Origin of the sequence: Brevibacterium sp. HMSC08F02 (assembly GCF_001807555.1) — a bacterium.
Taxonomy (GTDB): Bacteria; Actinomycetota; Actinomycetes; order Actinomycetales; family Brevibacteriaceae; genus Brevibacterium; species Brevibacterium ravenspurgense.
In genome coordinates, this window is the sequence record NZ_KV789361.1 from 32,245 (window position 1) to 53,365 (window position 21,121).

The 21,121-nt window shown below is 58.8% G+C and carries 17 protein-coding genes and 1 tRNA gene; 10 read left to right on the plus strand and 8 right to left on the minus strand.

Annotated elements, in window-relative coordinates; genetic code table 11:
- Positions 1-40 precede the first annotated feature (40 nt).
- Together lepA and hemW are read left to right on the plus strand one after the other, a co-directional pair.
- Complete coding sequence (gene lepA / locus HMPREF3172_RS06400; protein ID WP_070516293.1) at positions 41-1,903, plus strand: translation elongation factor 4; 1,863 nt, start codon at positions 41-43, stop codon at positions 1,901-1,903.
- 15 nt (positions 1,904-1,918) lie between these two features.
- The gene (gene hemW / locus HMPREF3172_RS06405) at positions 1,919-3,133 is read left to right on the plus strand and encodes a radical SAM family heme chaperone HemW (protein WP_070516295.1); all 1,215 of its coding nucleotides are present in this window, start codon (positions 1,919-1,921) and stop codon (positions 3,131-3,133) included.
- Positions 3,134-3,361: 228 nt separating this feature from the next.
- On the opposite strand, the gene HMPREF3172_RS06410 is transcribed toward hemW, so the two are convergent.
- Positions 3,362-4,987, minus strand: a complete 1,626-nt coding sequence (locus tag HMPREF3172_RS06410) for an ABC-F family ATP-binding cassette domain-containing protein (RefSeq protein ID WP_070516296.1) — start codon at positions 4,985-4,987, stop codon at positions 3,362-3,364.
- Positions 4,988-5,291: 304 nt separating this feature from the next.
- Between HMPREF3172_RS06410 and HMPREF3172_RS06415 the strand changes: the two genes are divergently transcribed.
- Together HMPREF3172_RS06415 and HMPREF3172_RS06425 are read left to right on the plus strand one after the other, a co-directional pair.
- Positions 5,292-5,364, plus strand: a tRNA-Ala gene (locus HMPREF3172_RS06415).
- A gap of 555 nt (positions 5,365-5,919) precedes the next feature.
- A protein-coding gene (locus tag HMPREF3172_RS06425; protein ID WP_141741595.1) for an IS3 family transposase occupies positions 5,920-7,151 on the plus strand; the annotation gives its coding sequence in 2 pieces (ribosomal slippage) (positions 5,920-6,211 and positions 6,211-7,151; 1,233 coding nt in all).
- Here the strand turns inward: HMPREF3172_RS06425 and HMPREF3172_RS06430 are convergent.
- A complete protein-coding gene (locus tag HMPREF3172_RS06430) occupies positions 7,137-7,487 on the minus strand; it encodes a hypothetical protein (RefSeq protein WP_218078931.1) in 351 nt (116 codons plus the stop codon). The two genes, HMPREF3172_RS06425 and HMPREF3172_RS06430, sit on opposite strands and share 15 nt — an antisense overlap.
- Positions 7,488-7,663: 176 nt before the next feature.
- Between HMPREF3172_RS06430 and HMPREF3172_RS06435 the strand changes: the two genes are divergently transcribed.
- From HMPREF3172_RS06435 to HMPREF3172_RS06440, 4 genes are all read left to right on the plus strand, one after another.
- The gene (locus tag HMPREF3172_RS06435) at positions 7,664-8,209 is read left to right on the plus strand and encodes a DUF6423 family protein (RefSeq protein ID WP_141741597.1); all 546 of its coding nucleotides are present in this window, start codon (positions 7,664-7,666) and stop codon (positions 8,207-8,209) included.
- A gap of 262 nt (positions 8,210-8,471) precedes the next feature.
- Positions 8,472-9,449, plus strand: coding sequence for an FAD/NAD(P)-binding protein (locus HMPREF3172_RS10570; RefSeq protein WP_218078932.1), 978 nt, complete (start codon positions 8,472-8,474; stop codon positions 9,447-9,449).
- A complete protein-coding gene (locus HMPREF3172_RS10425) occupies positions 9,449-9,850 on the plus strand; it encodes a hypothetical protein (RefSeq protein WP_141741599.1) in 402 nt (133 codons plus the stop codon). Before HMPREF3172_RS10570 ends, HMPREF3172_RS10425 begins: the two co-directional genes overlap by 1 nt.
- Positions 9,851-9,878: 28 nt before the next feature.
- Positions 9,879-11,129 carry an MFS transporter gene (locus HMPREF3172_RS06440; RefSeq protein ID WP_061943113.1) on the plus strand — a complete coding sequence of 417 codons (1,251 nt, stop codon included), beginning with the start codon at positions 9,879-9,881 and terminating at the stop codon, positions 11,127-11,129.
- Between the two features lie 294 nt (positions 11,130-11,423).
- On the opposite strand, the gene HMPREF3172_RS10675 is transcribed toward HMPREF3172_RS06440, so the two are convergent.
- A complete protein-coding gene (locus tag HMPREF3172_RS10675; protein ID WP_070516305.1) occupies positions 11,424-11,702 on the minus strand; it encodes a hypothetical protein in 279 nt (92 codons plus the stop codon).
- 117 nt (positions 11,703-11,819) lie between these two features.
- Between HMPREF3172_RS10675 and HMPREF3172_RS10680 the strand changes: the two genes are divergently transcribed.
- On the plus strand, positions 11,820-12,347 hold the full coding sequence (locus tag HMPREF3172_RS10680; RefSeq protein WP_070516306.1) for a GNAT family N-acetyltransferase: 528 nt from the start codon (positions 11,820-11,822) through the stop codon (positions 12,345-12,347).
- A 22-nt stretch (positions 12,348-12,369) separates the two neighbouring features.
- Here HMPREF3172_RS10680 and HMPREF3172_RS06455 read toward each other — a convergent pair whose 3' ends face one another.
- From HMPREF3172_RS06455 to HMPREF3172_RS06465, 3 genes are all read right to left on the minus strand, one after another.
- The gene (locus HMPREF3172_RS06455; RefSeq protein ID WP_070516308.1) at positions 12,370-13,641 is read right to left on the minus strand and encodes an ATP-binding protein; all 1,272 of its coding nucleotides are present in this window, start codon (positions 13,639-13,641) and stop codon (positions 12,370-12,372) included.
- 139 nt (positions 13,642-13,780) lie between these two features.
- Positions 13,781-14,785 (minus strand): isopenicillin N synthase family dioxygenase, encoded by a 1,005-nt coding sequence (locus HMPREF3172_RS06460; RefSeq protein WP_070516310.1) that lies wholly within the window; start codon positions 14,783-14,785, stop codon positions 13,781-13,783.
- 188 nt (positions 14,786-14,973) lie between these two features.
- Positions 14,974-15,453 carry a hypothetical protein gene (locus HMPREF3172_RS06465; protein ID WP_070516312.1) on the minus strand — a complete coding sequence of 160 codons (480 nt, stop codon included), beginning with the start codon at positions 15,451-15,453 and terminating at the stop codon, positions 14,974-14,976.
- Between the two features lie 299 nt (positions 15,454-15,752).
- Here HMPREF3172_RS06465 and HMPREF3172_RS06470 point away from each other — a divergent pair, with 299 nt between their 5' ends.
- Positions 15,753-19,532: a phosphodiester glycosidase family protein gene (locus HMPREF3172_RS06470; protein ID WP_070516314.1), complete on the plus strand. Its 3,780-nt coding sequence runs from the start codon at positions 15,753-15,755 to the stop codon at positions 19,530-19,532.
- A 79-nt stretch (positions 19,533-19,611) separates the two neighbouring features.
- Here the strand turns inward: HMPREF3172_RS06470 and HMPREF3172_RS06475 are convergent, their stop codons facing one another.
- Positions 19,612-20,151 carry a GNAT family N-acetyltransferase gene (locus HMPREF3172_RS06475; protein WP_070516316.1) on the minus strand — a complete coding sequence of 180 codons (540 nt, stop codon included), beginning with the start codon at positions 20,149-20,151 and terminating at the stop codon, positions 19,612-19,614.
- A complete protein-coding gene (locus HMPREF3172_RS06480) occupies positions 20,151-20,999 on the minus strand; it encodes a DUF3097 domain-containing protein (protein ID WP_070516636.1) in 849 nt (282 codons plus the stop codon). Before HMPREF3172_RS06480 ends, HMPREF3172_RS06475 begins: the two co-directional genes overlap by 1 nt.
- Positions 21,000-21,121: the final 122 nt, after the last annotated feature.

A 21,121-nucleotide genomic window follows, 5' to 3' on the forward strand; every position in this document is an offset into this window, starting at 1 on the left:
AGACAATGAGGAGCTGTTTGAGACCCACAAAGGAGCGTTCATGCCTCAGGTGAGCGATACTGCTGCCCAGCGGATTCAGGTGGCGTCCACCGACCCTGCGAATATCCGCAACTTCTGCATCATCGCCCACATCGACCACGGTAAGTCGACTCTTGCCGACCGTATGCTGCAGATGACCGGGGTGGTGCAGCCGCGTGAAATGCGCGCCCAGTACCTCGACCGGATGGACATCGAGCGCGAGCGCGGCATCACGATCAAGTCGCAGGCGGTGCGCATGCCGTGGATGACGGATGACGGCGAACCGTTTGCACTCAACATGATCGACACTCCCGGCCACGTGGACTTCTCCTACGAGGTTTCGCGTTCGCTGGCCGCATGTGAAGGTGCGCTTCTGCTGGTCGACTCGGCGCAGGGCATTGAAGCCCAGACACTGGCGAACCTCTACATGGCGATGGAGCACGACCTGACGATTGTTCCCGTGCTCAACAAGATCGACCTGCCGGCGGCGAACCCAGACAAATACGCGGAGGAACTGGCCAACCTCATCGGTGTTGAGCCCGAAGACTGCCTGCGCGTGTCCGGTAAGACCGGTGAAGGTGTGGAGGATGTTCTCGACCGGATTGTCAGCGACATTCCCGCACCTGAGGGCAATAAGGACGCCCCGGCGCGTGCCATGATCTTCGACTCCGTGTATGACACCTATCGCGGTGTTGTCACGTACGTTCGCGTGGTCGACGGCAAGTTGGCTCCGCGCGAAAAGATCCAGATGTTCTCGACCGGATCGACGCACGAAACCCTCGAGATCGGCGTGTCCTCGCCTGAGCCCAAACCGTCGAAGGGCCTGGGAGTTGGTGAGGTCGGCTACCTCATCACGGGTGTCAAGGACGTGCGCCAGTCGAAGGTCGGTGACACGATCACGACCGCCGCGGACCCTGCTGAAGAGGCGCTCGAGGGCTACCAGGAACCCAAGCCGATGGTGTTCTCCGGTCTGTTCCCGATTGACGGTTCGGACTACCCGGTGCTGCGTGATGCGCTGGAGAAGCTGCAGCTCAACGACGCTGCGCTGACCTTCGAGCCCGAAACGTCTGCGGCTCTTGGCTTCGGCTTCCGCTGCGGCTACCTGGGTCTGCTGCACTTGGAGATTGTGCGCGACCGTCTGGAGCGCGAATACGATCTTTCGCTCATTTCGACCGCACCGTCTGTTGTGTATCAAGTGACGATGGAAGACGGCACCGAGTACACGGTGACCAACCCCAGCGAATACCCGGAAGGCAAGATCAAGGAAGTCCGCGAACCGGTGGTCGCGGCAACGATCCTCACCCCTTCGGACTTCGTTGGTCCCGTCATGGAGCTGTGCCAGAGCAAGCGCGGCCAGATGAACGGCATGGACTATCTGTCGGAAGACCGCGTAGAGCTGCGCTACCGCATGCCGCTGGCTGAAATCGTGTTCGATTTCTTCGACCAGCTGAAGTCCCGCACCCGCGGCTATGCCTCTCTTGACTACCAGGATGACGGCGATCAGGCCGCCAACCTCGTCAAGGTCGACATTCTGCTGCACGGTGATCATGTGGATGCGTTCTCTGCGATTGTCCACCGTGATGATGCCTACCACTACGGCGTGAAGATGGCTGGGAAGCTCAAGGAGCTCATTCCCAGGCAGCAGTTCGAAGTTCCCGTGCAAGCGGCTATCGGTTCGCGCATCATTGCGCGTGAGACTATTCGCGCTATCCGCAAGGACGTTCTTTCTAAGTGCTACGGCGGTGACATCAGCCGTAAGCGCAAGCTGCTTGAGAAGCAGAAGGAAGGCAAGAAGCGCATGAAGATGGTCGGAACCGTTGAAGTTCCGCAGGAAGCGTTCATTGCCGCACTGTCGTCGGATGCTGCCGGCGGCGGGAAGAACTGACGGAAGAGCTGATCGGTGCCGGCACAGCCTGACGGCGACGTTCCTCCGCTTGACGGTTCTCTGCCTGCCTCCGCGCAGGCTGGGGCCGAATCACGTACACTCAGTGCCTATATTCACGTGCCCTATTGCCGGGTGCGCTGCGGCTACTGCGATTTCAACACGTATACGGCCGAGGAACTCGGTCCGGGTGCCAATCGTTCCGATTGGGCGGGGAATCTAGCTCACGAGGTGGAGCTCGCCTCCCGCGTTCTCGCTGACTTTCCGGCCAGGCCGGTGAGCACCGTGTTCTTCGGCGGGGGCACGCCGACCCTTCTGCCAGCCGCTGATTTGGCCTTCGCGCTTGAGCGAGTCCGAGACGCTTTTGGCCTGGCGACTGACGCTGAGGTAACGACTGAAGCGAACCCGGACACTCTGAGCCCCGAATATGTGGCCCAGTTGGCGGAGGCTGGTTTTACGCGCGTGTCCATGGGTATGCAGTCGGCGGTTCCGCACGTGCTGGCAACACTGGATCGCACACATAATCCAGAGCAGGTTCCCAAGGCTGTTCAGTGGGTTAAGGACACCGGTATGCAGGTGTCAGTTGACCTTATCTACGGCACACCGGGGGAGTCCGCCGCGGACTGGCAGCGCTCAGTTGAAGCGGCCGTCGCGATGGAACCGGACCATATTTCGGCGTATTCGCTCATTGTCGAACCGGGCACGAAGATGGGTGCGCAGGTTCGCCGTGGTGAGCTTCCCATGCCCGATGAAGATGATCTGGCAGATAAGTACGCGGCTGCTGATGCTGCATTTTCTGACGCAGGTCTGCACTGGTACGAGGTGAGCAACTGGGCTTGCAGTGCTGACCACGAGTGTCGTCACAACAATGCCTACTGGACGGGCCAGGACTGGTGGGGTTTTGGTGCCGGGGCACACTCGCACATTGGGGGAGTGCGCTTCTGGAATGCCAAGCACCCGCGTGCCTGGGCTGATCGGCTGGGCCAGGGGCAGTCACCAGCGATTGGCCGTGAGGTGCTCGATGCGGATACTCGCAGGTTGGAAGACCTCATGCTGCGAGCCAGGATTCGGCAGGGCATGCGTTTGAGTGAGCTGCCTGCCGGCACTGGGGTGCTGCTGGAACAGTTTGCCAAGCAGGGGCTTGTCGTGCCGGATGAGGAATGGTTCGCACTGACAATGCGCGGTCGGCTCATGGCGGATTTCATTGTCCGCGAGCTGTCGGAATACCTGTAATTTCAAAGGTGGGTCAGCGGTGTTGCCGAGAGTGAACCGTGCGCAGTTCGTGTTAATCTAGTTCTACTAGATCCCCCACGCCTCTCCACGGAAGCGCACTTGGGGGATTTTTGTTCCCCGCAGGAACAATGAACGCGCCGCCCGGTTCAAGGTGCACGAGCCAGCCCGTTTATGAAAAGCCGGTGGCGCCTCGTGATTTTTCTTTGTCGAGGGCAGTTGGGCCGGGGCTTATGCTTCCAGGCTGAGTCGCCTGCCCTGCCAGTGGTCGATCAGCCAACGGTCGTGGCTAGTGATGACAAGAGTGCCCGCCCAACTGCCCAATGCTTTTTCTAAGGCTTCGAGAGTATCGAGGTCAAGGTAGTTTGTCGGTTCATCAATGAGGAGGATCGTAGGCCGGTCCGCAAGGGCGACAGCGAGTTGAGCCCGGCGCTGATTGCCGTCGGACAGTTGGGAAATCGGTGTTGTCCACATGGACGGGTGAAGGATTCCTCGTCCGGTGGGACCCACTCCGCTGTGCCAGCTATCGTCTGTGAAGCCGGGGTCGCCGCATTTTGGCAGCCTCTGGGGAACCAGCGCAATGTCGTCGTCCCTGGTGATCGATCCTGATGCCGGTGTGTCCGCAGGCGGCTTGCCATCGGCAATCCAGCCGATCAGTGTGCTTTTACCTGAACCGTTTGGGCCGGTGATCAGCAGATGATCTCCGTAGGACAGATCGAAAGTCGTTGGCGACAGCCTGCCGATTATTGTTGCATCGCGGACCGCGATTGCCGACCCTGCCGGTTCATCACCTGAACGCGCAGGAAACGAAAGTTCGTACAGCCGAGGTTTGCGCACTTCGTGTTCAGCTAGGTGTTCTAAACGTCGATCGTCGTTTCGGGTGCGACGGATCGCCGTTGCGGCGGCCCGATCGGCGAAGAACTTCTTCGCTTTGCCCTGTGCAGTCGCAAGACGCACACCGCCGCGGGCGATCTTTTGACTGCCCTGTCGGTGTTCCTCAATGCTGCGTTTCTCTTCCTGTTGAGCAGCGTGAAGGGCACGGTGTGCGCGGCGGGCTTTGTCTTTCGCTTGGAGATAGTCCGTGTAGTTCCCAGAGTTTTTGTGCAGACCCCCTGGTTCAGCGGTGCCGTCAGCACGCGAGAGCTCGTTCCACACCACAGTGTCCAAGTCATAGAGCACTGTGGCGACAGACTCGATGAAAGCCCGGTCGTGGCTGGCGATAAGCACCGGTCCGTGCCAACCCAGAAGCACTTCGGTGAGGAACTCGACGGCATCGGCGTCTAAGTGGTTGGTCGGTTCATCGAGGACAAGAACAGGGGGCCGGAGCACAAGCAGCGCGGCCAGCTGCAGCCGCGCTCGTTGACCAGGGGAGAGCTCTCTAAGGCGCAGGGATTCGGCGTTTTCGTCTGCAACGGTGAGCCCTAAACCGCTGAGTGTTTTGTTCAGACGAGCGTCAATCGACCACGCCTCGCGGCTTTCGAGTTCGCTCAGCAATCGGTCGTAGCGCGCGGCAACTGAGCCGGAGTTTTCGTCTTCAAACTGCTCGGTGACGGACTCGAATTCGGATACGAGGTTCCGCAGAGGCGAAAGTGAGGCTTCCAAGCTTGCGGAAACAGTCTGCTCGAGATCGTCAAAACAGGACTGAATCGAGGCAGGAGGCGTGGACGCGGGAACCTCGACTTGCCCAGCATCGGGGGCAAGGTGGCCTTGGGCAATAGCGAGCAGGGTTGATTTTCCTGAACCGTTCGGACCTACGAGGCAGGCACGTTCACCTGGGCCGACAGTCAGATTGATCTGCGAGAGCAGGGGTTTGCTTGAGTATGAAAAGGAAACGTTATCAAGGACGATAGAAGGCATAGTGATCTCCAGTGAGCGGAAAACGCGGACGGCGTCTCAGCGTTGCTGAGTGAAGATCACAGAACCATTCGTTGAACGTACTCCTGAGCAGAAGGCGCATAGCTGAGTTGCGCTGTTGCTGAAAGCGGGACGAAGCCGCCGAATAACAAATTCAACGTACCAAGGGCACACCAAGATTTCAACGGAACTTACCTGCTGGCTTGTGTGCTGGCAGTTCTTGCGATCTTGCCGCTTCAGCAGGAAGAGGACTATGCCTGGTGCCCCTGACAGAGTGCACAACTCGAGGAGTACAGTGGAGCCCAAAGGGGCCGTAGCTCAGTTGGGAGAGCGTCTCGTTCGCATCGAGAAGGTCAGGGGTTCGATTCCCCTCGGCTCCACGTTGTGTGAAGTCCCGGGACATCGTTCACTCGATGTTCCGGGATTTTTTTGTGTGTGGGGCGGCTGATGTGTCGGGTCATCGTTCCCCGCTGTAGGTGCTGCACACCCCAAGCTGGAGCATGTGCCCTGATCTGCAGAACCCGCTGAAACGTGCGGGCTGGCTCTTGCCGCCGCGGCTGCTGGATGGCTGACTATTCCGCGTCTCCGCACCGTTAACGACTAATCCACGCTTGAGTCGCACGGAGACTCCCTTGAGCGACAGAAACTCCCGTCAGCAGTTGTTGCTACGGCGCAGAACCCGGCTCAAGGGTGTCGGGCCGTCCGCATATGGGTGGGAACTATGTCGTGGGACACCAGCACGCCGATTCTCAGCGGCAGGGGTGAACGATGTCCTGAAACCAGACACCTCGGCTCCACGTCAGATGAGAAAATCGAAACTTGCCCCGCCTGATGGCGGGGCAGTTTTGTTTCTGCGGTGACTTGGGCCGGGGCATCGATGCTGGTGAACCGTCCTGGGTTTCGTTCCGTTCTACTGATTGAAGGAGAATTGGATTATGCCAACTGTCTATACCCAGGAGTTCAAGCAGCGGGCGTTGCGTTTGATGGAGGATCATCTTCACCACACGCAGTGCTCGCAGTGGTCGGCCGCCCAGGAGGTGGGAACGAAACTTGGGATCTCACCGCATACGATGCGCGGGTGGCTGAAGCAGGCCAGACGTGATGCCGGCACTGAGCCGGGCGCGACAACGGATGAACTTGAAGAGCTGCGCCGGTTACGGCGTGAGAACCGTGAGCTGCGACGGGCGAACGAGATCCTCAAAACTGCCTCCGCGTTTTTTGCAGCCGAGCCAGGCCGCCTCTCGCCGAAATGATCGCCTACATCGATATGTACCGTGATCAGTTCGGGGTCGAGCTCATCTGCCGCACACTTGCAGCACGCGAGGGTGGATTCATGACGTCGCGTGGTTATCGGGCAGCGAAGACCCGCCCGGCCTGCGAACGCCAGATCCGTGATCGGGAATTGACCGTGGTGATCAAGGACCTGCATGCCCGCAACTACGGGGTCTACGGCGTTCGCAAAATGTGGCACGCGATGCGCCGAAGCGGCTGGAAGATCGGCCGTGACCAGGTCGCACGGTTGATGCGTCAGGCCGGAATCAGCGGCGTGGTTCGTGGCCGGAAACCGCGCACCACGGTACCCGGGCGCACACCGGATGAGCGCCCGGATCTGGTGATGCGAGACTTCAAAGCACCGGCCCCGAACCGGCTGTGGGTCGCTGACATCACGTGTGTGCGCACATCGTATGGCTTCGTGTACACCGCGTTCGTCATCGATGCGTACTCCCGCCGCATCGCCGGCTGGGCGACCAGATCATCGATGACGACGCACGCGCTGTCCTTAGAAGCGCTAGAGCACGCGCTGAACACCGCGACCACAGGCATTGCTGAACTGGTCCATCACTCCGATCGTGGATCGCAATACGTTGCCATTGCCTACACTGAACGCCTCATCACCGCAGGAATCACCCCATCAGTCGGAACAGTCGGCGATAGCTACGACAATGCCCTCGCCGAAACCGTCAACGGCCTGTACAAGGCCGAGCTGATCTACTCCCAGCCGGCCTGGAGCAGCCTGACCGATGTCGAGTTCGCAACCATGAACTGGGTCCACTGGTGGAACACCACCCGGCTACACGAAGCACTGGGCTACAAAACACCAGCAGAAGTCGAAGCCCAATACGCCGAAAGCCTCAGCAACGATGAACTGTCTTTACCAACCATCTAGGAACGAAACCCAGGACGGTTCACCTTCGGCTTCCATCTGGTCAAGCCAGTCACCCATAGAGGCCGCGAGGTATTTCCCGCAGATTCCACCACTGGCCGCCCAGACTTTCTGGAGTACTTTACGGGCATCGTAGGAGTACTTATAGGCCTTGGTGCGGCGCCGATCGATCACCGCGATCGTGGCAGTAGCCCGGCCTTTGGGCTGACGCAACCGCGCCCGCAGCTGTTGCCGGGCATGGTCCCGGTTCCACCCGGTCACCGCGACCACCTGGTCCAAGATGATGGTCTTCTCCTTCTTCGAAGCCGGTGCATAAGCCGCAGCGTACTTCTTCGTCACCTCATACCTGGCCTTCAATGACAATCCCTCACGATCCATACCCCATGGTCGCCATACACCCACAAATTTCGCGGGGAAAAATACATGAGGCACGGACCCTGTTCACCCGGGGACTTTCCATGAGTCTCGTCGTCAGTTAGACTAGCGTTGAACCCGTCTAATACGATGGAGCCAAAATGACGACAGATTCGGTATTCAACGCACTTTCGGGTTTGCCTGAGCGCGTCCGCGCAACAGAAATTCAAATGGCGGCAGTAGCGTACTTGGAGACGAGAACTATATTCGTGTCAGGCGTACTGGAAACATCTGACAGGGCTGTGATGGTGACGTATGATCTGCCAACGGTTGGCGAGTGGAACTTTGTAAAAACCGAGACGAATTTGTCTGACCAGGTGTGGAGCTCTTGGATCATGAGTGTTGATGAGGGCGGGCGCTTTATTGAGAATCCTGAAAGGCCAAATCGCTCGTTGCAGTTTGCGAAGTCTGCGTTGAGTAGCGACGGAAAGAGGCTTGGATTCTATGACGGTGAGGTTCGTCCCGGCGAGTCAATCCTAAAGCAATTCACGATCGACAGTCCTTCGCGACGTTTCTATATGTCGCACGGAAAAAGGGGCAAACCCGACTTCCTACCTTCAGAGGTTGAGCTTCTGGATGAGATTGAAAATGGGTATGAGCTAGATCCAGCATATGAACTCTTCGTACCTGTCGAAATTCGATTCTGAATGTGGGAATTCATTCCGCTACCACTTCACGCCTCCAACTGAACTCCTTGATAGTCCTCTAGGGCGGTTTTCGGAATCTCTTGAGTGCTGTAAACCATTCTCGGAGGTGCAGGACGAATTCACTTCGCATACGGAATGCACGATAGTCGGTGGGGGGTTATCTGCGATAACTTTAGCTTGCTACTTATGGCATTCTGGGATTGACTTTCGAATAATTGATCCGTCTACAGATCTGGCTTCAGAGTTTAGGCAGCGAGTGTTTGTGACAGGTCAGCGAGTTATGCGCTCGCCTTACGAGCACTATGTCGGTTGTCGCAGAGTTTATGACTATTCTTTACTTGACTTTGCGAAGCTAAGATATTCTTCTCTAACCAGCCGTGAGCGGGAGCAAGTGTTACTCGCCACCGCTGGTCATAGAAGTGTCGTTCCAGTTGATGTCTTCTTGGCTCACCTTGCGCACCAGATTAGAATCCATGAGTTATGTCAGCATCATATTGTTGATACTGTTGACTCGATACGTCGAAGCTGTAACGACGTGATTGCTAGGCTCAAATCGGGAAGGGAACTGAGAAGTTCTTTTATCGTTTACGCGACAGGGGAACGAGCGCGAACGATCGACAGCCGTGATCACCGATTGGTTGCATGCTATTCAGATAAACTTACTTGTATTGGGAACTCACGAGTTTTGGTCGTGGGAGCAGGGCAGACGGCTGCAAATGTCGTTCAATCTCTCGTTGAAAAGGGTTGTAGTGTTGACTTAGCTTTTCCGAAGTCGGAAATTCTTTTCCGTTGTGTTGATTCCACTCCGCACTTTTTCAGGCCAGCAGGTCGCATAGAAGCGTTGCGGAACTTGGATGATGTACGGTTTCCGTCTTCTATGATGATTGAGTACGAAGATCGTTTTCTGAACTATATCGACAGTGGAGATCTTCGTCTTCTCACGGAATCAACTCTTAAAGTGCACGGAAAGAGTAACGAACTTGTACTCGTTCGAGCAGGCGAACTGGTTGATCTCACACCGTATCAGTACATTGTTCCATGCATCGGTTTAGAACAGCAAACTGTTTTTATCAATAATCGAGTTGCAGATTTCGACTGTGCTATTGGGGAAAGAGAATTTGTTATTGGAGCAGGTGCGCGGAGTAGCGTTGGGCCGATTGCTCGCAATATCGATGGCCACAGGGTTGCTGCCGAACGAATTACTGCCGCGATTACCGAGAGAATGCCGAGTGTGCAGTAGTGAGTGACGATGTGCGGTACAGTGGTATTCTCAGTGAGCTGGACGATCAATCTCCGGTTTCTTTTGAAGAAAAAATCCTCATCAGTACTCCTAAAAATCGATTGGCTCTTGCGGTACTTCACGGCTGGACGTGTTGTGAAGTTGAGCCGTCTCATCTGCACATTCATCTTCTTGATGCCGAGATGATGGAACATAAGATGCGAGAGTCGGATTTCTTTGAAGCGAGGAGCGAGGTTATTGCCCGCATATCCGAGCTGCACCTAGAGACGTCGGTGACAGCATTCAATGGGAGATACCACTACGATGTTTATCGGTCATTGGTGTCTAAATTGTCTTCGCATAATGTAGACGCGTGTTCATCAAGACTCATTGCTACAGCTTTGATGTATCTTACGAGGTGATTTGATGTATCTTACGAGGTGAGGTTTTATGTCGCAGGAGACGAGGCGCGTTTATCGTAGGCTTTATTCGACAACGCTTATTAACCTTATCGCTGATGCGGTTGTGCAGGTAGCGCTTCCATTGGCGTTTTTGTCTGCCACGGGTTCGGTTTCTCTGGCTGCGCTACTAGCTGGAGCGACGTTGCTAACCCAGCTGATTCTTACTCTCCCGTTAGCGGCTGTTGCTGACATGCTGCCGCGTCGCCCAATTGTGATCGCGGGCTACGTGGTTGAGGCTAGCTGCCTTGCGTTATTGGGAGTAATGCTATGGTTCGGGGTGGCAAACGCAATCGTTTTCATAGGCGTCGGGTGCATTCGGGGTGCTGCTTCACAGTTCGGGGTTGCTGCCAGTGCCGGCTATATTCCACAGTTGCTGGGTAGGGAGTCGATGCTGCATTTCAACTCTCGGGTGGAGACCATTGAAGGTGTCGCAGCCATCGGTGGGCCGACTCTTGCCGGTGGGATCGTGGGTTTGCTTGGCGGCCCAATTGCTCTAGCTGTGCCTGCTTTGATGTCTGCGCTCAATGCTGTGCTTTATCGGGTACTGCCGGATCGTCCTGCGCCCTCAGCAACAACGATGAGTATGACTCGTGCGATGTCTCCGCGACGTATTCTCTCGCAGATTTCTGACGGATTTACCTATGTGCGTCGCTCTCGTTTGCTCGTATCTGCGCAGCTCGTCCAGTTTGCTTTGGGGGCAACCACCGCGGGATATATCTACGGGGTTGTGGTGTATCTGAAGTCCTCGCTGGATGTTCCTTCGTGGCAAGTCGGGTTCATCCTTGCAGCTTCGGGCGTAGGTGGCATTGCCGCCTCGTTACTGTTAGAGCGGTTTATCCCCATTGAGTACTACAGGATCGTCATCATCATCGCTTTGCTGGGCGTATTAGCGATCCTCATCGGATTTACATTCGTAGAAAATCTCTTCATCTTAGCGGCTGGCTTATTCTTGCTAGACTGCTGCTGGGTAGCAGTGTTCATTTACGTGGGAACACTCAGCCAATACGTAACCAATGATGAGCATCTGGCTCGCGTGGACTCGGTTGAAACGCTCGTGTTCTTGGGTGCATCGAGCCTCTCGACACTACTAGCTGGCGCAATTATCCCCACTCACGGAGTTACCTGGTATCTGACAGCGATCTCGGTGGCGACTCTGCCTGCGATAGCAAGCTTAATATTCGTACCTAAGACCATACCCGCCAGAGGTGATGAGCCACGTAGAGATACCTCGCATACGTAGATCCAACGCGAGTTGTGATCAAAGGCTTTGAAGACGCATTAAGAACAAACCGTTCGCTCTAGGATTTCAAAGGCTGCATCGCGGAGAATGCTCTTTGACAACGTATCTTTGTATGCCCGCCATCTGGTAACTGCCCCCAAATCACCGCATATGCACCCACCCGCGCTACTCTTGCACCCACCTAGCCGTTCCATGCACCCACCTAGAGCCTTGTATCAAAATGAACGTCTAAATAACTTTGTGAAGCCCCCGGGGGCCCCGTTCACTCGATGTCCCCCCCCCCGGGACGCCTGCTTAGTCGTCTTCCGAAAGCGTGAACGAAAGCCAGTCGGCAATTTCGTCGCGCAGCTGCTCATCAGTCGGCAGAGGGCCAAACAACATCAGCTTCAGCGTTTCGATCCAATAGGTGAATCTGCTGTTCGCCGCGACGTATGCACTCGAAGAGAACCCACTGGGGAACTCCTCGCTCGGGCACGTCAGCCAATCCACGTGCTGGGTCCGCGGGGTGGCGACAACGCGAAAACGGTGGCCGTCGACCTCGAGGTAGGTTGTGCGGCGTCTGCGGAGCTTCATGCATCTCGTTGTATCACGGGTGTCCAAAACGCGATAGATTCCAGTTCTGGCTTTGATGCGGCGCAAAACGCACGAAGCAATCAGCACCCGGAACCAAGCCGCGAAAGGAAACTCGCGTTGACACCGACTCTCCGCCGACTGCGCACTTCCGATGTGACCGCTGTTTTGGACGCATTCTTGTCCGCCCCGGATATGGCCCGGCAAGGCGATGTGACAACCCTTGCGGATGCTGAGCGCTATGTCGGCAAACTGTGCGAAGCTTCTTCGCGCCACCGGCCGTGGGCAGTCTGCGACAGCGATTCCCTTGTCGGTGTGGTCTGTGTGACCGTCGACGAAGAGAACCGTTCTGGCTGGTTCTGGTACTGGATGACTGCACGAGCCCGCGGCCGAGGCTGGACAAGTAGGGCAGCCGCCACCGTGGCAGATTGGGCACTCGACCACGAAGGCTTGGAGCGGCTTGAACTCGGCCACCGGGTGAACAACCCTGCATCCGGACATGTGGCGCGATCCGCTGGCTTCATCAAAGAGGGCACCGAGCGAGCAAAGTTCCTCATTGACGGCCAGCGGATCGACGTTGACACCTACGGGAGGCTGACAGCTGACCCGCGCCCTAAATACGACAGCATCCCTATGCGGATTGAATAATGACGGCTGTGAACCTGTGCCTTCAACACAGCAGTGCGAGTGGGACAACGGCCACACCGTCCGGTCTTCGGTAAGCATCTGTGCCCGTTGTGACCACGACCTTGTCCGCCAAGCGCGGACCGATGTGATCGCCCAACCAATGCAGGTGGCGAACGTCCCTGTCCGTGGGTGTTGGCTTCAACTTCACTTCGAAGGCAACGACCCTGCCGTCGTACCGTTCAAGAATCAGGTCGATCTCCTGTGCTCCGCCTTGTGTGCGCAGATGTGAGACCTTCGCCTCGGAAGCCTGTCCAGCCGCGCGAACAGTGAGAGTGACCAGCGATTCGAAGAGCTGGCCAAACAGCTCCCACGAGCCGGGCTCGCCGGAGGCAAGGATGTTGGGCGTAAGACCGAGCAGAGCAGCCGCAATGCCGGGATCAAATATCTGATGCTTCGGGGCAGCAGTGAGCTTTTTGAATGGGGAGGGGTTGGGGAACCATGCCGGTACCGGATCCAACAGCCACAGTTTGCTGAGGATGTCGCGGTAACCCAGAGCCGAATCTTTGGAGATTTTGGCAGCGTCACCCGGAGAGGCAGCATTCAGAATTTTGGTGTACGAAGTGGTGGTTGAGGATGCCGCTGCGTATGCCGCCCACCATGCACGCAGCGATTCTGGTTTGCGCACCAGGAGTCCCTGCTCTGGAACGTCGCGGTCGATAACGCGCTGGACATAGGCGTCGATGAGCTGGCGACGAAGCCGGGCTGGCTGTCGGCAGACGCCCGGCAGTCCGGTAGCGGACAGTGCTTCAGCATAGTCTGTCAGCGAATAGTCTGTGTGGCCGGAGATTGTGGCTGTGCCTGTGAAGAGCTTAGCGATTTTGACCGTTGGTGAGGTGTCAGCGCGCTCAGACAGGGCGAGTGGTCGCATCCGTAGGCTGATCACACGTCCGGCGCCTGAGTGCGTATCGACGCCCTGCTTGGGTGTGGCGCTTCCGGTCAGCAGGTAGCGCGTGGTTACCTGCTTGTCTACATTCCTCCTCACCGCATCCCAAACTTGAGGCAAGTGCTGCCATTCATCGATGCACAGTGTGTCTTCGGCAACCAATAGGGCGTCCATGTCAGCCCGAAGGAGCTCCCGTTCGCTGTCACGGTCGAGGAAGTATGTTCGATTCGCTCGCCTTGTGGCCGTCTCGGACTTGCCCACTGCTTTTGGTCCGTCGATGGCGATGGCAGATGCCCCCGTCAGCTCGTCCAATTCAAGGTCGATGTAGCGCGGGAGATACGAGGGGCTGTCAGTCGGGTAGTCGATGGCCATAGTCTGAACAATAGCAGGCTAACCGCCGATTTATCGAGGAGATAACCGCCAACTTATCGCCTCGTTACCAGGCGGTTTATCGGCCTGTTAGCCGCTAATTTATCGGCCCGGTGCCTGAACAGACACTTCACCGCGCCCCTCACTGCGCTCCGGCGAGGTGGGGGTAGTGCTTCTCTGTCACATTGGGGTGGCTGCGCAGGCGGGAAGCGAAGGCGTTGTCGCCGTAGACGGTGTGCAGGACATCGAGTTCGTCGACCGAAACCCCGCGGGCGTTCGAGGCAAGTTCCGGAGGGAGGTTGACTGCCGGCAGCTGCGCGCTCAGTGCTGGGTTGTAGAAGAACGGCACCGAGATCCTGTCTTCACCGGGCTTAGTCGGCAGCACACGGTGGAGCGTGGCTTTGAGGTAGCCGTCGGTTGCGACCTCCAGCAGTTTGCCGATGCTGACGACGAAGGTGTTCTCAATCGGATCAGCGTCGATCCAGCCGTCATCTGTCAGCACCTGCAGTCCCGAAGTTCCCGGCTGTGGGTACAGCAGCGTGAGAGTGCCGGAGTCACGGTGTTCGCCCACGCCCTGCGTGACCGAGTCATCAACGGCTGCGGGGTAGCGGACGATCTTGATGAACGATTCGGGCTCATTCGCAAATGCGGGTGCGAAGTGATCAGCCGGCTGGCCCAGACTCTGCGCCCATTCGCTCAGCAGCTTGTCGCCGACCTCCGTCAGCTGCTTAAACCAGCTGTCGGTGATGGTTTTGAGCTCCGGGAGTGACTCCGGGTACTGGTTGGGGCCGCGTAGGTTGTCGTAATCGTGTTCCGGTTCGGCAATGGCGGGTCGGTCAGCGCCGATGTCGATCTGTTCGCGCCAGTCGACAACACCTCGCGTGTGTTCGCCGCCGGTGCGGGTGTACCCACGGAAGTGCTTGGAGTGAGTGTTCTCAATCGCGAGCTTTTGTTCTTCCGGCAGGTCGAAGAACTTCTGCGAGACTTCGAGAATCTGCGCGAAATCCTCAGCGGGAATTCCGTGGCCGGTCAGGTAGAAGAACCCGATTTCGTGTGTCACCCGGCGCAGTTCTTCGCGGAACTGCTCGGCGGTTGCCGGATCGTCGGCCAGGCTGAGATCAAGGATGGGCAGCTGTTTCGCGGTCATGGGTGCCTCTGCATTCTTCGGTGGAATTGCTCAACAACGCCGACGCTAGACACGTACGAGGCGCCCACGGGGTTCCGCTGTCACGGCCGGAAAGATTCCGTCATCTGGGGGGTGGTTTCTTTGACACTCTGTGACAGACGATGACTGAAATGGCAGGCCGACTCCAGCCTCAACCTCTCACCCTCCGCTCAGAGCCCGCCGAAGGAAACCCCCGGCTCGGGGTGAGAAGTCACGAGGTGCGGAATCTGGGGGAGCGCTCCGTCATCGCGGATGAAGGTGCACAGAACCGCGGCGGCATCATCGAGTCCGGCCTCTTCGCTGTTGCGGCCCTTCTTTGTGGGCAGCCCGTAGATGAGCGGCTCATTGCCAGTGAGCACTTCCGGCTGATAGCAGCGCTCACCCTTGTACAGCGCTTGCGCGCTCAGCGCTGGGTCACCGGACTTCTGCACGACTGCGAATCCCCATTCCTCCAGTCCCGCTAGTGCTGAACGGACCTGCTCGAAAGAGCCGATCGCAGCCGGGTTCTCTCCATCGATGAGCAGCTCCCACCCATCGGGCGCCTGCGCTGTGAAATCAAAATCCACTGCGGGTACCGGGCTCGCGTCAGGGGAATCGCCAAGCGGAGCCGCCGCCGGCTCGCTGTGCTTCTTCTTGAAAATGGAGAACATCGTGACCTCTCTGTCGGTGGACAGTCAGTCTTTCACCGGTCGCACCTTTGAACTGCCCGTTGCTCGCATCTCCCGCCGTCCTTCACGGGGAGTTCACCACGATGTCACTCACGAGGTGCCGCCGGCACACTTTCCGAGCCCGGTTTACGGGATGCTCGCCTGGGTTCTCCCTGCATCATCGTCGCAGGTCAGGCGGTCTGCGAGTGGTTACGCGATATTCATCTGCGAGTGATCTGAGTGACGCTTCGCCCTTTTACGGTTTCAAAGCACCCACACATTGTTTTCCCAGGAAGGCTTTGATGCGCTCTCCAGCTGCTGAGCACACAGACATCGCCCATCCCGGTTCACTGAAGCGGCAGACCATTCGCGCTCGCATTATTGCGCTGCTTGCGGTCTTTGCGCTTCTCACACCGGGGCTGACCGCACTCGAAACATGGCAGGCCGCACCTGCTGCCGCAGAGGTCACCGACGAACAGCTGTCCAAGGGCGGCGTACTGCGGACCTCGGAAACCCAGCCGGTTGCTCCCGGCCTGGACCTGACAACCTTCTCCCGCCTCGAACAGCCAGGCTGGAACGAAGGCAGCGTTCTCACCGCTGATCTCAGCGAGTCAACACTGTCGACGGACCTGCGCGACACTGGGACGGTAACGGGACGCGCACCGCTGGACGACGTCATGCACCAGGGTCCGCGCGGAAAAGAAGCTGTTGCTGCAGTCAACGGCACCTTCTTCGACATCAACCACTCCGACGCCCCGATCTACACATCGGTCAGCAGCGACGGCCTGCGCGCAGGAAATTCGAAGCCTCAGCCATCCCTGACGATCGATCAGGGCCGTGCAGCAGTCCAGCAGCTTTCCGCAACGGGCACCGCAACACTGCCCGAAGGCAAGAAGCACGAACTCGCCGGCATGAACACCCCGCAGCTGGCAGCGGACGGAATCGGCATCTACACCTCGGCGTGGGGTGACTACACCCTCGACCGCCCGGTCGGAGCGCCGGACAAGAAGGCTAAGAAGATCGCCGCGGCCGTTATCGAAGACGGCACCGTCACGGAAACCACCGACATTGTCGACAGCTTCGGCAAACGCCGCGTGGCCGATGGCACCCAGGTGCTCATCGGCCGTGAAGCAGGAGCAGAGACCATCGCCCAGCTGGAAGAGGGCGACAAGGTTGAAATCGAAGTCGGACCGTCTGAAGACGTCGACCTCGGCATCGCAGGATCACACCAGATCCTCACCAACGGCACCGTGCCGAAGATGACCGACAGCCTCGCAACGGGCACCCACCCGCGCACCGCCGTCGGCATCAGCAAAGACGGAACCGAACTGTACGTCATGGTCCTCGACGGCCGCTCAAACAAGTCACGCGGTATGAACCTCACCGAAATCGGTGAACTGCTGCGTGACATGGGTGCGCACAACGCGCTCAATCTCGACGGCGGAGGATCGTCCGCCATGTCCGCCCGCGTTGCGGGTGATGACGGTCCGAAGATCTGGAACACACCCTCGGACGGACAGGTGCGTGAGGTTCCCAACGCCCTCGTCTTCTACTCCTCCGCAAAGTCCGACGACACCTCGGATGTCCAGGTGAGCCTCGGTCTGAAAGGCGAGGACGCGGTGTTCCCAGGGCTCACCCGCACCGTCAAGGGCACGGGTCTGTCCTCCAACCTGTCCCCGGCTGAAGCCGCAGGAAAGTTCAGCGCAGACGCGCCCCTGAAGGTCGCCGCGACTGACAAGAACACAGCCCGCATCACTGGTGAAGAACGCGGAACCGGCACGGTCACCTACAGTGCGGGTGACAAGAACGACGAAACAAAGCTGCGGGTGCTCGGCAAAGCCATCGCACTGCGCGCCTCGGAGAAGTCACTCAGCCTGCCAGACGCTGACGCCAGCGCGAAGATCACCCTCACCGGTCTCGATGCTGACGGCCAGCGGGCGCGCATCGAAACCGCCGATGTCAAAGTCAGCACCACTGGGGGAGTAGAAGTCGAAGACGACGGACTGGCCACCTGGACCGTTAAGGCGACAGGCGAAACACCCACGGGCAAGATCACCTTCACCGTCGGCGACCTCAGCACCACTGTGACAGTCGCCTACGGAACCAAGGACACTGGCGTGTGGGACTTCTCGGACCCCGAGAACTTCGAAACCGCGAATGCACGCGCGTCCGGCGAGATCGCCAAAGCAGAAGGCCAGGACGGCAAGCCTGCCATCGGCATGAAGTACGACTTCACATCCTCGGCAGCCACCCGCGGCTTCTACCTGGGCTCGAAGGAAACCGAACCCGTCGACGGCACAGCCATCGGCTTCAGTCTCGACGTGAAAAGTGACGGCACCGGGGCGTGGCCCCGCCTGCAGGTGACCGACGCCAATGGCACAGTCGCCAACCTCGACGGGGACCACCTCGAAGAAGAAGGCTGGCAGAAGGTCAGGTTCGCCGTTCCGGAGGGCCTTGCACAGCCACTGACAGTCGACCGCATCCGCATCATGGAAACCCGACCGGAAGCCCAGTACAAGGGCGACATCGCGGTCTCCAACCTCCAGGTGACAACAGTGCCGACTGCGGAAGGCGAAAAGGACTCCGCAATCCACGACCCGGCACTGCTTGCCCACGGAAGCACGGCAGACCGCCTCCAGCGGATCGCCGTGATGAGCGATGCGCAGTTCATCGCCGAACAGCCTGATTCTGCAGCCGTTGAAGGCGCCCGCCGCACTTTGCGTGAAATCCGCGAAGCTAAGCCTGACCTGCTCATCATCGACGGTGACTTCGTGGACGAAGGGTCGAAGGAGGACTTCGACCTGGCGAAGAAGATCCTCGACGAAGAGTGGGATAAGAACATTCCGCACATCTACGTGCCCGGCAACCACGAAATCATGGGCAGCAAAGACATCGGCGTGTTCGAAAAGGAGATCGGCCCGGCAACAACTTCGCAGGACCTCGATGGCACCCGCGTGATCACGCTCAACACCGCTGGCGGTTCGCTGCGCAGCGGCGGAATCGACCAGATCGAAAAGCTTGAAAAGCAGCTGGACGAAGTCGCGGCTGATGACAAGCTGACGGGTGTCACGGTGTTCTTCCACCATCCGCCGAACGATCCGCTGCCCACCAAGAGCAGCCAGCTGTCGGATCAGCGTGAAGCTCGTGCGTTTGAGAAGCTCATGGCTGATTTCAAACGCTCTTCAGGTAAGTCGGCCGCGGTCATCAACGGTCACGTCGGTGCTTTCCACGGTTCGGCTGTTGAGGGTGTGACCTATCTGATCAACGGAAACTCGGGTAAGAACCCGGCGGGAACACCGGAAACGGGCGGCTTCACCGGCTGGACGATGCTCGGCATCGACCCGGCCAAGGGCAAGGTCGGAAAGAACCCATCACCGCAGGACCGCGTGAACTGGCTGGCAGCTGAAACCCGCCCCTGGGCTGACGAGGTGTCTCTCGAAGCTGCCGGTGCTGTTCCGCTCGGTGAGAGCGGCTCGGCTTCCGCGTCCTTTAAGCAGGACGGTCGGACCGTTCCGGTGGCTTGGCCTGTTACCGCTCAGTGGGGCGGCGACGGCGTGCAGGTCGTCGATGGCAGCCAGCAGTTCGAGCGTGCGGCAGCTCAGGACGCTGTCATTCGATTCAATCCGTCCACCGGCGAGATCACAGCTCTTCGCCCGGGAACGGCAAAGCTGAGCGTGACCGTCAATGGCCGTACTGCCACCCAGCAGGTGACAGTTCCTGCAGCTGATAACGAACAGCCGGAGCCGGAAGCGCCGGAGAACCCTGACGAAGGTGAAGAACCGGGTGAATCAGAGCCGGGCGGCTCTGACTCGGACGGTTCGGAAGGTGACGAACCGGGTGACGCCGGCGATGGTCAGTCGGGTGGCGGCACCTCGGAAGACTCGACCGGCAGCGACACCGCAGATGACAGTGGTTCAGGTGACGGTGCTTCGGCAGAGGCGTCGTCCACTGGTCCGGGTGCTCAGTCTGGTGCACTCCCGCGTACGGGAACAGAAGTTGCCGCACTGTTGGTGCTTGCGCTGGTGGGCATCGGCACGGGCAGTGTGCTGCTGATGGGTACGAGGCGCAAAGCTAAGCACTGACGTGTGTGCCGATAGGCGCTCCTAATGGCAGGGCAGTCACCTCTGACGGTGGCTGCCCTGCTGCATTGTGCGGTTGCATTCAGTCCTTGCCTGGAACAGCGGAATACACCGCGAGGTCGCGGACCTCGCCGCGAAGCACTTCGCCGTTGCGGCGGATGCCCTCGAATGTGAACCCCGCTTTCTCAGCAACCTTGCGTGACGCTGCATTGTCGGGGTGGACGCAGATTTCAACCCGCTGTGCGCCGCGCGCAAAGGCGAAATCTGTCACAATCCGCACAGCAGCTGTCATGAGTCCCTGTTCGCGTGCCCACGGGGCAGACATGTAGCCCAACGACACGTAATGGGCAGTATGGACGCGCATATCAATCTGGCCTGAGTATCGGCCAGGGTGTTCTGCTGTTGGGGAGGTGATGACCCACGAGGGTTCCGGTGGGTTCGCGCACCAGTCAAGCGCCATGTCACGGGTGTAGTGCTGGGGGACCTGCGTCCATTCGAGCACGGCGGGGTCGGTGCAGGTGGCCACAAGGTCGTTTGCGTCATCCAGTCGGTACGGGCGGAGAGTCACAGCACCGTCAGACAGTTCACCGGCATTGAGGAAACGGTTTTCGCTGTGCGCCATCAGTGCCTGCCTACGGTCACGAAGTCAATGAGTTCTTCGACTCGACCTGACAGGGTCCAGTCGACATCCCCGATGGACCTCACTGAACCGAGAATCCGCTGCCAGGCTCGTGCCGTGTCGGTGTGGTCGGCGTGCGGCCAGCCGATCTGGCGCAGAACACCCAGCTTCCAATCTTCTCCGCGCGGCACCTGCGGCCATTCGGCAATCCCAACAACAGACGGCTTCACGGCCTGCCAAATATCGACGTACGGGTGACCCGTGACTCGCACGTGCTCAGCCCACGGCTGCCTGGCGACTTCGCTGACGATCCGCGTTTCCTTTGTGCCCTCGATTAGGTGGTCGGCAAGTACTCCAACCCGGTGCTCGGCATCCGGTTGGAACTCGACGAGCGCCTCCATGAGGTCATCCAGGCCGCCTAGGGGTTCCACAACAACCCCCTCGACCCGCAGGTCGTCACCCCAGATCTTTTCGACCAGCTCCGCATCGTGCTTTCCCTCAACCCAGATACGGCTGCCCCGGGCGACTCGCGCCTTGGTCTGCACGGCACGGCTTCCCGAGGCGGTGCGTCCGGGCTGTTTCTGTGCGGTTGGTCGCGGGCGCACGAGCTCCACCGGCCTGCCCTCGAGCAGGTAGCCGAAGCCCAGGGGGAACGCCTGCGTGCGACCGTGCCGGTCTTCGAGGTGGATGAGGAAACCGCCGTTGGTCTTCTCGAGCTTCACAATGGCTCCGACGTAGCCGGTCTCAACCTCTTCAACGACCATTCCGCGTTTGACCTCAACCTGTTGGGTCTGAGGTCGTTGGTGGGTGCGGCCAGAAGAGAGGACATCGCGTCCATAGCGGTCAGACATGACGACCACGGTACCCGCGTACCGGCGCCACTGGTCGCATTGTCGTGCGTGGTTTTGCTCGCAGGGTCGACATCCGCAGAGGTGGGGCGTTTGTATAGATGTGCGCGCATCACTAGAATTGG